General features: G+C 68.7%; 12 protein-coding genes. 11 read left to right on the top strand and 1 reads right to left on the bottom strand.

The genetic code is table 11. The features are described 5' to 3' along the window. Positions 1 to 51: 51 nt before the first annotated feature. The 7 genes from WS46_RS17625 to WS46_RS17595 all read left to right on the top strand — a co-directional run bounded on the left by WS46_RS17625 (position 52) and on the right by WS46_RS17595 (position 8,491). A complete protein-coding gene (locus tag WS46_RS17625; RefSeq protein WP_059691280.1) occupies positions 52 to 1,080 on the top strand; it encodes a TRAP transporter substrate-binding protein in 1,029 nt (342 codons plus the stop codon). 3 nt (positions 1,081 to 1,083) lie between these two features. Beyond that, a complete protein-coding gene (locus tag WS46_RS17620) occupies positions 1,084 to 2,970 on the top strand; it encodes a TRAP transporter large permease subunit (protein ID WP_059691279.1) in 1,887 nt (628 codons plus the stop codon). 8 nt (positions 2,971 to 2,978) lie between these two features. Next, a complete protein-coding gene (locus WS46_RS17615) occupies positions 2,979 to 4,055 on the top strand; it encodes a LacI family DNA-binding transcriptional regulator (protein WP_059691278.1) in 1,077 nt (358 codons plus the stop codon). Continuing rightward, a complete protein-coding gene (locus tag WS46_RS17610) occupies positions 4,052 to 5,074 on the top strand; it encodes a D-isomer specific 2-hydroxyacid dehydrogenase family protein (protein ID WP_059691277.1) in 1,023 nt (340 codons plus the stop codon). Before WS46_RS17615 ends, WS46_RS17610 begins: the two co-directional genes overlap by 4 nt. Further along, positions 5,071 to 5,925 (top strand): amidohydrolase, encoded by an 855-nt coding sequence (locus WS46_RS17605; protein ID WP_059691276.1) that lies wholly within the window; start codon positions 5,071 to 5,073, stop codon positions 5,923 to 5,925. The genes WS46_RS17610 and WS46_RS17605 overlap by 4 nt, the downstream gene beginning before the upstream one ends. A gap of 641 nt (positions 5,926 to 6,566) precedes the next feature. Next, positions 6,567 to 7,337 (top strand): hypothetical protein, encoded by a 771-nt coding sequence (locus WS46_RS17600; RefSeq protein ID WP_059533845.1) that lies wholly within the window; start codon positions 6,567 to 6,569, stop codon positions 7,335 to 7,337. A gap of 20 nt (positions 7,338 to 7,357) precedes the next feature. Beyond that, positions 7,358 to 8,491, top strand: a complete 1,134-nt coding sequence (locus WS46_RS17595; protein WP_059691275.1) for a LysM peptidoglycan-binding domain-containing protein — start codon at positions 7,358 to 7,360, stop codon at positions 8,489 to 8,491. A 93-nt stretch (positions 8,492 to 8,584) separates the two neighbouring features. Here WS46_RS17595 and WS46_RS17590 read toward each other — a convergent pair whose 3' ends face one another. After that, on the bottom strand, positions 8,585 to 9,673 hold the full coding sequence (locus WS46_RS17590; protein ID WP_059533841.1) for a calcium:proton antiporter: 1,089 nt from the start codon (positions 9,671 to 9,673) through the stop codon (positions 8,585 to 8,587). A gap of 546 nt (positions 9,674 to 10,219) precedes the next feature. On the opposite strand from WS46_RS17590, the gene WS46_RS17585 reads away from it, so the two are divergent. The 4 genes from WS46_RS17585 (at position 10,220) to WS46_RS17570 (ending at position 14,790) form a co-directional block, all read left to right on the top strand. Beyond that, positions 10,220 to 11,773 (top strand): 3-hydroxyacyl-CoA dehydrogenase, encoded by a 1,554-nt coding sequence (locus WS46_RS17585; RefSeq protein ID WP_059691274.1) that lies wholly within the window; start codon positions 10,220 to 10,222, stop codon positions 11,771 to 11,773. 59 nt (positions 11,774 to 11,832) lie between these two features. Further along, complete coding sequence (gene paaK / locus WS46_RS17580; protein ID WP_059691273.1) at positions 11,833 to 13,155, top strand: phenylacetate--CoA ligase PaaK; 1,323 nt, start codon at positions 11,833 to 11,835, stop codon at positions 13,153 to 13,155. A 40-nt stretch (positions 13,156 to 13,195) separates the two neighbouring features. After that, positions 13,196 to 13,996, top strand: coding sequence for an enoyl-CoA hydratase-related protein (locus WS46_RS17575; protein WP_059691272.1), 801 nt, complete (start codon positions 13,196 to 13,198; stop codon positions 13,994 to 13,996). 119 nt (positions 13,997 to 14,115) lie between these two features. After that, positions 14,116 to 14,790 (top strand): MarC family protein, encoded by a 675-nt coding sequence (locus WS46_RS17570; RefSeq protein WP_059533833.1) that lies wholly within the window; start codon positions 14,116 to 14,118, stop codon positions 14,788 to 14,790. Positions 14,791 to 14,859 lie beyond the last annotated feature (69 nt).

Genomic DNA, 14,859 nt, shown 5'->3' with positions numbered 1-14,859 from the left:
CACTAAATCGATACAGTCGCATCGGAAGACGCGATTGGAAAGGAGACGGCCATGACTACCTTCACCCGGCGGCGCTTTCTGCAAACGGCATCCGCCGCCACGCTCGCGGTCGCGGGCGGCTTGCCGGAAATCGGTCGCGCGGCGCAGGCCGTGACGCTGCGCTGCTCGTCGTCGATGCCGGCCGATCGGAACGCCGCGCACTACGTGTGGTACGAGCGCCTCGCGGCGAACCTGAAGGCGAGCGTCGGCGACGCGATCCGGGTCGACTACTTTCCGAACAGCCAGCTCGGCAAGGAGAGCGACGTCGCGCAGCAGGTGAAGATCGGCGCGATCGACATGATGATCGCGGGCTCGTCGATCTGGGCCACGGTCGCGCCGGAACTCGGCATGCTCGATCTCGGCTACCTGTTCGACAGCTATGCGCACGTCGCGAAGGTGCTCGACGGCCAGGTCGGCGTCAGCCTGAACGCGCTGCTGCAAAAGCGCGCGGGCTGCTCCGTGTTGACGTGGGGTTCGCACTTCGGCGGGCGGTGCGTGTTCACGAAGCAGCCGGTGACGGCGCTGCAGGGCGTGAAGGGCACGAAGCTGCGCGTGCTGCCGACGCCGGCCTTCATGGACACCTTCAAGGTGATGGGCGCGGTGCCGACGCCGATTCCGTTCGGCGAGCTCTACATGGCCGTGCAGACGGGCGTCGTCGACGGGCTCGAGCACGATCCGGCCACCGTGCTCGCGAGCCGCTTCGACGAGATCGTCAAGTCGTGCTGGCAATCGCATCACGTGTTCGCGGCGATGACCGTCGTGATGGGGCGGCGCGCGCTCGAGCGGATTCCGGCGAACCTGCGCCCGGCGTTCGACCGCGCGGTGGCCGACGCGACCGCGCAGCAGCGCGCGATCGCGGCGCAGAAGGCCGAGCAGGCGGAGGCGGCGCTGAAGCAGCACGGGATGACGTTTCATCCGATGGCGGATGCCGAGCGCACGACGCTGCGGCAGGCGATGCACGACCGCCTCTACATGGCATTCGCGAAGCAGTATCCGGCTACCGCGCCGCTGTTTCCGGCGATCGCCGCCGCGCGGGGTTGAGCGATGGATACCGGTTCCGTTTCGAACGCCGTGCCGGCCGTCGCGTCAGGCCGTCCCGTGCGCGCCGCCGCCCGCGCGCTGGATGCGGCGATGCGCTGGATCGAATACGTGTCGGCCGCCGTGCTGGCCGTCGACGTGCTGGTCGTATTCGTGTCGGTCGTCTTCCGTTATTTCCTGCACGATCCGGTCGACTGGGCCGAGGAGGTCGCGAGCGCGCTGATGATCGTGCTGGTGTTCTTCGGCGCGGCGACGGTGCTCGGCCGCAGCCAGCACGTCGGCATCGACCTGTTCCGCGGCTGGCTGCCGGCACGCTGGCAGGGCGCGCTCGTGCAGATCGGGCACTGGATCGTCGCGGTCGTGTCGCTGAACCTGCTGGCGTCGTCGTGGCAGTTGCTCGGCGACTCGTACGATCAGTTGACGACCGGCGGCCTGCCGGGCTGGATCAACGTGTATCCGATGATGTTCGGCGCGCTGTTCATGAGCGTGTTCGCGCTCGCGAACGCGCTGAACGCGCCGCGCCGCCGCGTGCTCGGCACGCTGGCCTGCTGCGCGGTGCTCGCGGGCGCCGTGTACGGCTGGAACGCGCTGCGGCCCGAACACGCGATCGCGCCGGGGGCGCTGCTGGTCGCCGGCTTCGTCGGCGGGCTCGTGCTGGGCGTGCCGATCGGCTTCGTGCTCGCGTTCTCGGCGTTGCTGTACTTCCTCGCCGATCCGACGCTGCCGCTGCTCGTCTACTCGCAGCAGGTGATGGCCGGCGCCGATCACTTCGTGCTGCTCGCCGTGCCGTTCTTCGTGCTGGCCGGCTTGCTGATGGAGTCGAACGGGATGTCCGCGCGGCTCGTCGAATTGTTGCTGCGGATCTTCGGGCGCGTGCGCGGCGGGCTCGGGCTGATCGTGATCTTCGCGACGGCGTGCTTTTCCGGCGTGTCGGGTTCGAAGCTGGCCGACATCGCGGCGGTAGGCGGCGTCGTGATGCCGGCCGTGCGCCGCGCGCGGCAGGATCCCGACGAAACCGCGGCGCTGCTCGCGTGCAGCGCGGTGATGGCCGAGACGATTCCGCCGTGCGTGAACATGATCATCATGGGCTTCGTCGCGAACATCTCGATCGCCGGGCTGTTCGTCGCGGGGATCGTGCCGGCGGCCGTGCTCGCCGCGTCGCTGGCGGTCGTGACCGTGATCTGCGGACGCCGGATCGACATCGACGCGGTGTTCGTCGAACGCCGCGCGTGGCTGCCGCTCGCCGGCGGCGCGCTCGTCGCGCTGATCATGGTCGCGATGATCGGCAAGGGCGTGACGTCGGGCATCGCGACGTCGACGGAAGTGTCGGCGTTCGCGGTGGTCTATGCGCTGGTGGTCGGCTGGGCGGCGTTCCGCGAGCTGACCTGGCGCTCGGTCGGCCGCGTGTTCGTCCGTGCGGCGTCGATGGCGAGCGGTATCCTGTTCATCGTCGCGGCGGCGTCGAGCGTGTCGTTCGCGCTGTCGATCGAGCAGATTCCCGCGCTCGTCTCGGGCACAATGACGGCGTTTGCCCATCAGTACGGCTCGACGGCGTTCCTGTTGCTGGCGGCGCTGCTGATGATCGTGTTCGGCGCCGTGCTCGAAGGCGCGCCCGCGCTGATCATCTTCGGGCCGCTGCTCGCGCCGATCGCGCTGCAGCTCGGCATCAACCCGCTGCATTTCGGCACGGTCGTGGTGGTGGCGATGGGGCTCGGCTTGTTCGCGCCGCCCGTCGGGCTCGGGCTGTTCACGACCTGCGCGATCACGGGGACCGAGGTCGCGCGCGTGGCGCGGCCGATGGTGAAATACCTGCTGGTGCTGTCGGTCGCCCTCGTGGCGCTGATCTTCGCACCGGCGTTTTCGTTGTGGCTGCCGGCCCGTTTCGGCCTGTAGCCCGTTCATTGCAAGACGACATGAGTACGATTCAGGACGTGGCCCGTCATGCGGCTGTTTCGGTCAGCACGGTTTCGAACGTGCTCAACGGCCGCACCGATCAGATGAAGCCGGAGACGCTCGAACGGGTGAAGGCGTCGATGGATGCGCTGCAGTACCGGCCGAGCACGCTCGCGCGCCAGCTCAAGACGGGGCAGACGCCGCTCGTCGGGCTGCTGGTGCCGTCGATGGCGAATCCGATGTACGGCTACATCGCGCGCGAGATCGAGGCTTGCGCGCAGGAGCAGTACGGCCATCGCGTGCTGATCGGCAACACGTACCGCGACGCGGGCAAGGAGGCGTCGTTCTTCGACGACCTGTTCGCGCACGGCGTGCGGCGCGTGATCGTGATCTCGTCGCTCGCCGACGAAAGCCACCTCGAACGCGCGGCCGAACGCGGGATGACGGTCGTCAGCTACGACCGCCGCGCGACGCCCGGCGAGCAATCGAAGGTCGATCACGTGACCGCCGACAACGAAGCGGCCGCGCGGCTCGCGACCGCCTGTCTCGTCGCCGCGGGCCATACGCGGCTCGCGTTCGCGACGGTGGCCGGCGTCACCTTGAGCCGCAGCGACAAGATTCGCGGCTTTCTCGCGGCTGCGCGCGACGCGGGCGTCGATGCGCAAGTGCTCGACGGCGGTCCGGCGAACGAATACGGCGACGCGGTGATCGTCGAGGTCGGGCGCGCGCTGGGCGCGGCGCTCGCGGCCGATCCGGCGCGGCCGACCGGCATCGTCGCGGTCAACGACCTGTTCGCGCTGGGCCTGATGGCCGGGCTGCGCGACGGCGGGTTGCGCGTGCCGGACGACGTATCGGTCGTCGGGATGGATGGTCACTTCCTGTCGGCGATCTCGTGGCCGGCGCTGACCACGGTGCAGTTGCCCGTCACGGACATGGCCGCGGAAATGGTGCGGCGCGTGATGCGGCACGACGGCGACCCGTCGGAGCCCGGGCAGTGCGTGTTCCCGGGCGTCACGCTCGTCGAGCGCGCGTCGGTCGCGCCGCCGCCGCCACGTGCGGTCGAATCGGACGGAGCCCCCGCATGACGCGCGTCTACGTGACCCATCCGTCCGGGATGCTCGATTACTACTTCGGTGCGAAGGCGCTGTGCGCGCTGCGGGCGATCGCGGACGTCACGTGCAATCCGCTCGACCGCGAGCTCGGCACGGACGAGCTGATCGCCGCCGCCCAGGGATGCGACGCGATGATCGCGTACCGGCAGACGCCGGCACCGCGCGCGCTGTTCGCGGGGCTGCCCGCGCTCGCCGCGTTCCTGCGCTGCGCGGTCGACATTCGTACCGTCGACGTCGACGCGGCGAGCGAATTCGGCGTGCTGGTCACGCAGGCGAGCCCCGGTTTCGGGCCGGCCGTCGCGGAGTGGGTGATCGGCGCGATGATCGACCTCGCGCGCGGTATCGGCGCGTACGCCGATGCGTACCACCGCGGCACGCCGCCGCTGCCGCGGATGGGCCGCGAATTGCGCGGCGGCACGCTGGGCGTGGTCGGCTATGGACAGATCGCGCGCCATCTCGCGCCGATCGCGACGGCGTTCGGGATGCGCGTGCTCGTGTGCGATCCGTATGTGCGGGTCGACACGCCGTCGATCGAACAGGTCGACCGCGCGGCCTTGCTGCGCGACGCGGATTACGTCGTGTGCCTCGCGCCGGCGACGCCCGCCACCGCGAACCTGTTCGATGCGGGTGCATTCGCCGCGATGAAGCCGGGCGCGTGCTTCGTCAATGCGTCGCGCGGCGAGCTCGTCGACGAGCGGGCGCTGGCCGACGCGCTCGACAGCGGCCGGCTGGCCGGTTGCGCGCTCGATGTCGGCCGCGCGACGGACCAGATGCCGACGCCCGCACTCGCCGCGCATCCGCGCGTGATCGCCACGCCGCATATCGGCGGACTGACGCGGCCGGCGGTCGAGCACCAGGCATTGGAGACGGTCGAACAGCTTGCCGCGCTGCTCGACGCACGCGTACCGAACGGCGCGGTCAACACCGCGCACGCGACGCGGCTCGCACGCTGGCGATCGGCCGACGCATCCGCCGCGCCGGGCGCACGATGACGCACGACCGCCCCGGCGCACGGCCGTCGCCCGCCTGCGATTGCCATATTCATATTTACGACGATGCGTATCCGCTCGCACCGACGGCGACGTTCCGCCCGCCGCATGCACCGGTGGACGCGTATCGCCGCGTGCAGCGGGCGCTCGGCCTCGCGCGCGTGGTCGTCGTGCAGCCGACCGGTTACGGGTTCGACAACCGCTGCACGCTCGATGCGCTGGCCGCGCTCGGCCCGCAGGCGCGTGGCGTCGCGACGTTGCCCGTCGACGTGCCGGACGCCGAACTCGAGCGGCTGCACGCAAGAGGCATCCGCGGTGTGCGGTTCATGACGCTGTCGGGCGGCGTCGCGCGATGGGACGAGCTCGAGCGGATGGCCACGCGGATCGCGCCGCTCGGCTGGCACATCGACCTGCAGCTCGACGGCCGGATGCTGCCCGACGTCGAGTCGATGCTGACGTCGTTGCCGGCGCATGTCGTCGTCGATCACACGGGCAAGTTCCTGACGCCGGTGACGCCGGATGCGCCGGCGTTCGTCGCATTGCGGCGCCTGCTGGATCGCGGCCACGTTTGGGTGAAGCTGTCCGCGCCTTACGAGACTTCGCGATCCGGTGCGCCCGGTTACGACGACGTCGCGCGCCTTGCCGCCGTGCTCGCGCGCGAGCATTCGGCGCGCTGCGTGTGGGGTAGCAACTGGCCGCATCCGAACGCGTCGCCGGTGCCCGACGATGCGCACCTGCTCGGCTGGTTGCACGCCTGCGCGGCGGACGAGGCGGTCGGCCGCGCGATGCTCGTCGACAATCCGGCCGTGCTGTACGGGTTCGATGCGGACGCCGCGATCGGCGCCGAGACGTAACATCCCGGCGGCCGGCCGCGGGCCGCGCTTCGATCGACGTCGATTTCGATCGAGCGCGACGCGTCGCGGCGTCGGCAACATCCTTACCGTTCGGAAAGCTGACGCGCCGCGCACGCTTTCGATCGCGAAAGGGCAACGCACCGCGCCGACCGCTTGACGCTGCATGCCGGTCGGCGCAGGATACGTGCGTGCATTTGGAGCGGGGCGCGCTGGCCGCGCGTTCCCGCATCAGCGACGCGCACAAGAACAACGATGAGCCTTCACGCACTCGTACCGGAATCCCGGCGCCGCAGCCACCGGCCTGCCGGAATCGCGATTTTCCCGACGCCCGTCGCGTCACGTATCCGTCATCCCGTTTCGTACCGTGCATCGGTACACTTTCCCGTTCGCGCGCCGGCCGCGCCGGCCGCGACGATGAGCGGTGCCGATCGGCGCCGCCGCGTCGCGCGTCAGCCTGTCGCGCCCGAATACCGTATCGCGCACGACGCTTACACCGGCGTCTCGTGACGCCGCCGCCACGCATTCACGCATCGTGCCGTCGACCGTCCCGCGCGCGCGGCGGCACCGGAGTCCGAAGCATTTCGATTGAGCAGACGCAGCTTACGCACGCAGTTCAGTTCGAGGTTCAAGGAGAAAAACTCATGTCGCAGCTTTCGAATGAAGCAAACGGCAGTTCGGGGAGTGGCAAGGCAAAGCTGATCAAATGGGCGATCATCATCGCCGGCGTCGCGATCGCGGCACCGGCCGCGCTGTTCATCCTGAAGGGGATGATCGCGCTGATCACGGCGGCCGTGATCGGCCTCGGGGCGATCTATTTCGCGCCGGTCGTCGCGATGAAGTTCGCGAACCAGAAGGTGAAGATGATCGTCGAGGAAGCGCAGTCGAATCCGATCGAGACGCTCATCAACCAGCTCGCGGAAAAGCGCCAGGCGGCGCAGAAATTCGCGGACAGCATCACCGCGTTTCGCACCGAAGTGAAGAACTTCGAGAACAAGACCGAGCTGTTCGAGAAGCAGTATCCGGACGACGCGCCACGCTTTCGCGCGCAGCTCGACACGATGAAGCAGCTGCTCGCGTTTCGCGAAAGCCGCTACAAGCAGGTGCAGACGGAACTGAAGAATTTCGCGTCCGCGATCGATCGCGCGAAGGCGATGTGGGACATGTCGCAGGCGGCGCAGCACATGAACAAGCTCGCGGGCCGGCAGACGGCCGATACGTTCGAGCAGATCAAGACCGACGTGGCCGTCGATTCGGTGATGCGCTCGGTGAACAAGGCGTTCTCCGAAATGGAGACGTCGCTGCTGGACAATCCCGAGGTCAAGCAGGCGCAACAGCAGGCGGCGATGAACGGCACGCCCGTGCCCGGCCCCGATGCGGCACGGGCCGCTGCATTGCCGTCGAAACAACAATAACTTCCCGCAGGCACGCAACCATGAAAAAACTTCTCGGTGCAGTCGTGTTTCTGGTGGTGCTCGTCGGCGTATGGATCGTCCACCAGGGCGGCCTGTCGACACTGATTCCCGCGCACGATGCGGCGCCCGGCGCGACGTCCGCGCAGGCGGGCGCCGCAGGCCAGCCCGCGCAGCCGTCGACGTCGGGCAACGTGCTGCCGGCCGGCTTCACGCCGCAGGCGAGCACGCTGAAATCGATCGCCGAAAACGGCGTCGTGCGAGTCTCGGTGCAGAACCCGAGCGAGCCGTTCTTCGGCGAGGACAAGGGCGCGCCGCACGGCTTCAACGTCGAATTCGCGCGGCTGCTGTTCTCGGATCCGTCGTTCTCGCACGGCGGCAAGCCGGTCGTCGTCGATACGCGTCACGAAGTCGACACGTACCCGGGTGTGCCCAAGCAACTGCTCGACACCGATGCGAAGGGCAACCATGTCGTCGACGTCGCGATGGACGGGCTGACCTTCCCGGACAACACGCCGGCGGGCGTCGTCTACTCGGTGCCGTACGTCGACGATTTCGGCTATTCGCTGATCGTGCGGCAAGGCTCCGCGATCCGCTCGGCCGACGATCTGGCCGGCAAGACGGTCGGCATCCTGAAGGGCGACCCGGACGTGCGTGCCTTCGTCACGCGCCAGTATCCGAACGTCCGGTTCGTCGAGGTCGACGATTCCGACCCGGCTTTCATCGCGAAGAGCCTCGACGGCCATGCGGTCGACGCGTTCATCTACGACTATCCGTTCGCGGTCAGCTCGATCAAGGGCACCGACCTGAAGTTCGCGGTGACCAAGCTCGACGGCTCGAACATCGCATACAAGATCGGCGTGCGTGCCGACGACCAGGACCTGCTGATCTACCTGAACGCCGCGATCGCGAAGCTCAAGCAGTCGCCGCAGTATCTGGACCTGCTGCGCAAGTACTTCGTCAGCGACCAGGCGATGACGACCGCGGCCGCGTCGGGCGAAAAGACGTACGTGGTGAAGGCGGGCGACACGCTGAACATGATCGCGGCGAGCAAGCTCGGCAGCGGCCAGCGCTATCGCGAGATCCAGCGCCGCAACAACCTCGCGAACCCGAACCTGATCCTGGCTGGCCAGCATCTCGTGATTCCGGTCCGGTAGGCGCGGCGTGAGGCGAGGAGGGTGAAGCGGGGAAGATGAAGCACGGCGCGCGGCACGGCGAATCGTTTTCGCCGTGCCGCGCGCCGTTTTGCGTCAGTGCGTGATCGACAGGAACAGGTAAGCCGCGAACAGCGACAAATGCACGACACCGTGCAGCACCGTCGTGCGTCCCTGGCTGAGCGTCAGCGTGCTGACCAGCAGCGTCAGCGACAGCAGCACGGTTTCCATCGCGCCGATGCCGAGCGTGAGCGGCTGGCCGACCCAGATGAACACGGCCGCGACGGTCGGAATCGTGAGCCCGATGCTCGCGAGCGCCGAGCCGAGCGCGAGGTTCATGCTGGTCTGCAAACGATTCGCACGGGCGGCGGTGACGGCCGCGAGCCCTTCGGGCAGCAGCACGAGCGCGGCGATCACGATGCCGACCGCCGCTTCCGGCGCGCCGAGTTTCATCACCGCATGCTCGACGGCCGGCGACAGCAGCTTCGCTAGCAGCACGACCGCGACGAGGCTCGCGAACAGCAGCACGAGGCTGATCAGCGCGGTACGGCTGCTCGGCGGCGCCGCATGCACCGATTCGTTCGCGCTGTCATGCTCGGTGAGGAAGTAGTCGCGGTGGCGCACGGTCTGCACGAATACGAATGCGCCGTACAGCACGAGCGACGCAACGCCGGCGAACGCAAGCTGCGATTTCGAAAAGAACGGGCCCGGCGCGGCGTTCAGGTAGTTCGGCATCACGAGCGACAGCACCGACAGCGACGCGAGCACCGCGAGCGCCTTGCTGGCGCCGCGTCCCTGGAAATCCTGTTCGCCGTGCTTCCACGCACCGACCAGCAGGCAGAGGCCGACGATGCCGTTGCAGATGATCATGACGGCGGCGAACACGGTGTCGCGCGCGAGGCCCGATTTCTCGGGGCCCGCGCCGAGCATCACCGACACGATCAGCGCGACTTCGATGACGGTCACGGCGACCGCGAGCACGAGCGTGCCGAACGGCTCGCCGACGCGGTGCGCGACGACTTCGGCATGGTGGACGGCGGCGAACACGGCGCCGGCGAGCGCGGCGGCGAACACGGCGATGACGAGGCCTTCGGCCGGCACGACGCGCGACAGCGCGAGTACCAGCCATGCGGCAAGCGGGGCCCAGAGGGTCCAGCGCGGGAGCTGGTTGGACGAGAGCGGCATGGACGGTTTCCTATGCGAGTGGCGGCGCGCGACGCGCCGTCACGGGTTGACGAAGCCCGGCCGGATGATCCGCCGAACGAGGACGATGAAGCTGATGCACGGCAGCGCGGAACGGCGCTGCCTCGGGTTCGCCGCCGTGAGGCGACGAGGGGCGCGGGCGGGCCGAGGCCCGTCGCTGGATGAAACGGTTCGATGCGACCGAGTGCCGAAGGCGGGACGCTTGCACCTGACGACAGACGTGCCGGCGGGACTGAACCGACCCCGAAAGGGCGCGGACGATGGACGGCAACGGCGTGACACGCGGTTTCCCCCTGAAATCCGGCGAATTGTCGAATTTTATCAGGCGTTCGGGGGCCACTATCTCATATTTGGACGCTTTCATTGACCTTTCGGTTTACAAAAAGTGCCCCAATCGTTCGATTTTTTGAGTTTTACAGTTTCCGTAACGGTCTCTTGCACGACAAATTCGGGCTCGCCCTGACATAAATCTACCGACCGGTCGGTTTATAATCGCTCGCACTTCCACTTCATGACGGATCGCAAGCGATGGCTGTTTCTTCTGCACATTCGGTGAATTCGGGCGCGCTGGCGCAATCGGCGGTCGTCGGCGTGATCGGCGCGGGCGCGATGGGCGCGGGCATCGCGCAGGTTGCCGCGGCGGCCGGCCATGCGGTGCTGCTGTACGACCTGAACGAAGCCGCGTGCGACAAGGCGCTGGCCGGCATTCGCGCGCAGTTCGCGCGGCTCGCGGAGAAGGGCCGTCTCGAGCCGGCGCAAGCGGAGGCGGCCGGCAACCGGATTCGCGCGGTGCGCGCGCTGGCCGAGTTCGCCGGCGCGGCGCTGATCGTCGAGGCGGCGGCCGAGCGGCTCGACGTGAAGCGCGAGATCTTCGCGACGCTCGAGCGTCACGTCGACGATCGCTGCGTGCTGGCGACCAACACATCGTCGATCTCGATCACGTCGATCGCGGCCGGGCTGCGCGCGCCGCAGCGCGTGGCCGGCCTGCATTTCTTCAATCCGGCGCCGCTGATGGCGCTCGTCGAGGTGGTCAGCGGGCTCGCGACCGCACCGGAAGTCGCGCGGGCGCTGTACGACACGGCCGCCGCGTGGGGCAAGCGGCCGGTGCTGGCGAAGTCGACGCCGGGCTTCATCGTGAACCGCGTCGCGCGGCCGTATTACGCGGAGGCGCTGCGCGTGCTGAACGAGCAGGGCGGCACGCCGGCCTCGATCGATGCCGTGATGCGCGAAGCCGGCGGCTTCCGGATGGGGCCGTTCGAGCTGATGGACCTGATCGGCCACGACGTGAACTTCGCGGTGACCGAGTCGGTGTTTCGCGCTTACTTCAATGACCCGCGCTACACGCCGTCGCTGATCCAGCAGGAACTCGTGAACGCAGGCTTCCTCGGACGCAAGTCGGGCCGTGGCTTCTATTCCTATGCCGACGGCGCGACGCCGCCCGCGCCCGAACTCGAAGCGCAGCGCGATGCGCCGGCCGACGTCGCGCTGTTCGCGCAGGACGGCCCGGCCGCCGCGCTGCATGCACGCTTCGCCGAACGCATCGCGGGCGCGCGGCAGAGCGGCGCGCATGCCGACGAACTGCTGGCCGTGGCCGGCCGCGCGTCGATCGCGCTGACCGACGGCCGCACCGCGACCGTGCGCGCCGCGCAAACGGGCGTGGCCGACCTCGTGCTCGTCGATCTCGCGCGCGATTACGCGCAGGCCGGGCTCGTCGCGCTGACGCGCGCGCTCCAGTGCAGCGACGACGCCTATGCGGATGCGGTCGGCCTGTTCCAGCAAGCGGGCTTTCGCGTCGTCGGCATCGCGGACGTGCCGGGCATGGTCGCGATGCGCACCGTCGCGATGCTCGCGAACGAGGCGGCCGACACGGTGAACCAGGGCGTGTGCTCGCCCGCCGATCTCGATCTCGCGATGGAGAAGGGCGTGAACTACCCGTGCGGCCCGCTCGCGTGGGCCGATGCGATCGGCATCGGCCGCGTGCATCGCGTGCTGTCGAACCTCGCGGCGAGCTATGGCGAGGACCGCTATCGCGTGTCGCCGCGCATCGCCGCGCTGCACGCGGCCGGCCGCACGTTCCGCTAGCGGTCGGCAGCCGCACCCCGATCACGATAACGACATCACTCCATTGGAGGAGCACCCCGATGACTCACCCGACGCATCCCGCCGCCGCCCTCGAGCCGATCGAGACCGCCAGCCGCGACGAATTGCAGGCGCTGCAGCTCGAGCGCCTCAGGTGGTCGCTGCGCCACGCGTACGACAACGTCCCGCACTATCGCCGCACGTTCGACGCGGCCGGCGTGCATCCGGACGACCTGAAGACGCTCGCCGACCTCGCGAAATTCCCGTTCTCGACCAAGCACGACCTGCGCGACAACTATCCGTTCGGGCTGTTCGCGGTGCCGCGCGAGCAGGTCGTGCGCGTGCATGCGTCGAGCGGCACGACCGGCAAGCCGACGGTGGTCGGCTACACGGCGCGCGACATCGATACCTGGGCGAACGTGACCGCGCGCTCGATCCGCGCGGCCGGCGGCCGCCCGGGCGACACGCTGCACAACGCGTTCGGCTACGGGCTCTTCACGGGCGGCCTCGGGATTCACTACGGCGCGGAGCGGCTCGGCTGCATGGTCGTGCCGATGTCGGGCGGGCAGACCGAGAAGCAGGTGCAGCTGATTCGCGATTTCGAGCCGAAGATCATCCTCGTCACGCCGTCGTACATGCTGAACCTGATCGACGAGATGGTGCGGCAGGGCATGGACCCGGCCGAGTCATCGCTGAAGATCGGCATCTTCGGCGCGGAGCCGTGGACGCAGGCGCTGCGCGAGGAGGTGGAGACGCGCGTGGGCATCGACGCACTCGACATCTACGGGCTGTCGGAAGTGATGGGCCCGGGCGTCGCGTGTGAATGCGTGGAGACGAAGGACGGCCCGGTGATCTGGGAAGACCATTTCTATCCGGAGATCATCGATCCCGTGACCGGCGAAGTGCTGCCGGACGGCAGCGAGGGCGAACTCGTGTTCACGTCGCTGACGAAGGAAGCGATGCCGGTGATCCGCTACCGCACGCGCGACCTCACCGCGCTGCTGCCGCCGACCGCGCGCGCGATGCGCCGGCTCGCGAAGATCACGGGCCGCTCCGACGACATGCTGATCGTGCGCGGCGTGAACGTGTTCCCGAGCCAGATCGAGGAAATCGTCGTCGCGCAGACGAAGCTGTCGGGCCAGTTCCAGATCACGATCTCGCGCGACGGCCACATGGACCGGCTCGATCTCGCGGTCGAGCTGCGCTCCGAGGCCGCCGCGTGCGTGACCGACGGCGACCGCGCGGCGATCGCGCGCGAGCTGCAGCACCGGATCAAGACGATGGTCGGCGTGTCGGCGGGCGTGACGGTGCTCGGCGCGGGCGGCATTCCCGCGAGCGCGACCGGCAAGGCCCGGCGCGTGATCGACCGCCGGCAGGCCGCCTGAGTTTCGCCGTTCCCTGTTCTACCCCGAGGAAACCTGTTCGATGGATGGATTGAAGACCCTGGCCGTCGCCGTCGATGCGCGCGGCATTGCGACCGTCGCGCTGCAGCGCGGCGACGTGCTCAACGCGTTCGACGAGACGATGATCGCCGAGCTGACCGACGCGTTCACGACGCTCGGCGGGCGCGACGACGTGCGCGCGATCGTGCTGCGCTCGGACGGCCGCGCGTTCTGCGCGGGCGCCGACCTGCAGTGGATGCAACGCGCGAGCGCGAACGACGCGGCCGCGAATTTGCGCGACGCCGAGCGGTTCGCCGCGATGATGCGGGCGATCCGCCAGTGCCCGAAGCCGACGGTCGCGCGCGTGCAGGGCCACGCGTTCGGCGGCGGCGTCGGCCTGTGCGCGGCCTGCGACATCGTGATCGCGAGCGATCACGCGCGCTTCTCGGTCAGCGAGGCCCGTTTCGGGATCCTGCCGTCGGTGATCGGCCCGTATCTGGTCGAGGCGGTCGGCCAGCGCCAGGCGCGCCGGCTCGCGCTGACCGCGACGCAGATCGCGGCCGGCGAGGCCGTCGCGATCGGGCTGATCCACCAGGCCGTGCCGCCCGACGCACTCGACGCGGCGCTCGACAAGACCCTCGCCGAACTGAGCCGCAATGGCCCGAACGCGCTGATGGAGATCAAGCGCTTTTTCGACGCGATCGGCGAGTATCCGCCGTCGGACGAACGCGCGGCGTTTACCGCACAGACGATCTCCCGCGTGCGGGCGACGCCGGAAGCGAAGGAAGGCTTCGCCGCGTTCTTCGCGAAGCGGCCGCCGGCGTGGGAGCCGGTCGCCGAATAAGGGCGTCGCGCGGCCCGTCGGCCCGGGGCGCGATTTGCGTCGCGGGCGCGGGCGCTTGCTCTACAATGCGTGACCCCCGGCGCGCCGCCGGCCCAGCCCCGACCGTTTCCTCGCTTCCGATGATCGTCAATCGCCTTATCTCCGAGATCCTGTTCGGCTTCACCGGCCTGATCGGCATCATCAATCCGATCGGCATCGCGTTCCTGTTTCTCGAACGCACCGAGGCGCTGACCGAAGACGAGCGGAACCTGCTGGCGAAGAAGGTGGCGTTCAATGCGTTCATCGTGTTGCTGGTCGCGTTCTTCGCCGGCACGCCGGTGCTGCATTTCTTCGGGATTTCGATGGAAGCGCTGCGGATCGGCGGCGGCTTCGCGGTCGCCGTCGCGGGCTGGCAGATGCTGAACGAGCCTGACGGCCCGGCGGGCGGCGGCGATACGCCGATCAAGCCGATCAATGCGAACGCGATCATGACCCGCGCGTTCTTCCCGCTGACCGTGCCGCTGACGGTCGGCCCCGGCTCGATCGCCACCGCGATCGCGCTGAACGCGAACCGCACGCACAAGCTGTCGGAATTCATGCTGTCGAGCATCGTGTCGATCGCGGTTTCCGCGCTCGTCGCGGTCGTGATCTGGCTGACCTACAGCCGTGCCGCGCTGCTGTCGCGTTATCTCGGCACCGAAGGCACCAAGGTCGCGAAGCGCGTGTCGGCGTTCCTGCTGCTGTGCATCGGCGTGCAGATCATGCTGACCGGCTTCTCCGAATTCCTGCAGCCGCTCGCCGACCAGATCAAATAACTCCGTTCGTCATTCGACGCGCAACCCGGGCCGAGCGGCGCATCCGGGCTGCGGGGGCGGCGTTCGTCC

Origin of the sequence: Burkholderia sp. RF4-BP95, from assembly GCF_001521985.1 — a bacterium.
Classification (GTDB): domain Bacteria; phylum Pseudomonadota; class Gammaproteobacteria; order Burkholderiales; family Burkholderiaceae; genus Burkholderia; species Burkholderia diffusa.
This window is presented reverse-complemented; position numbering and strand designations above follow the sequence as displayed.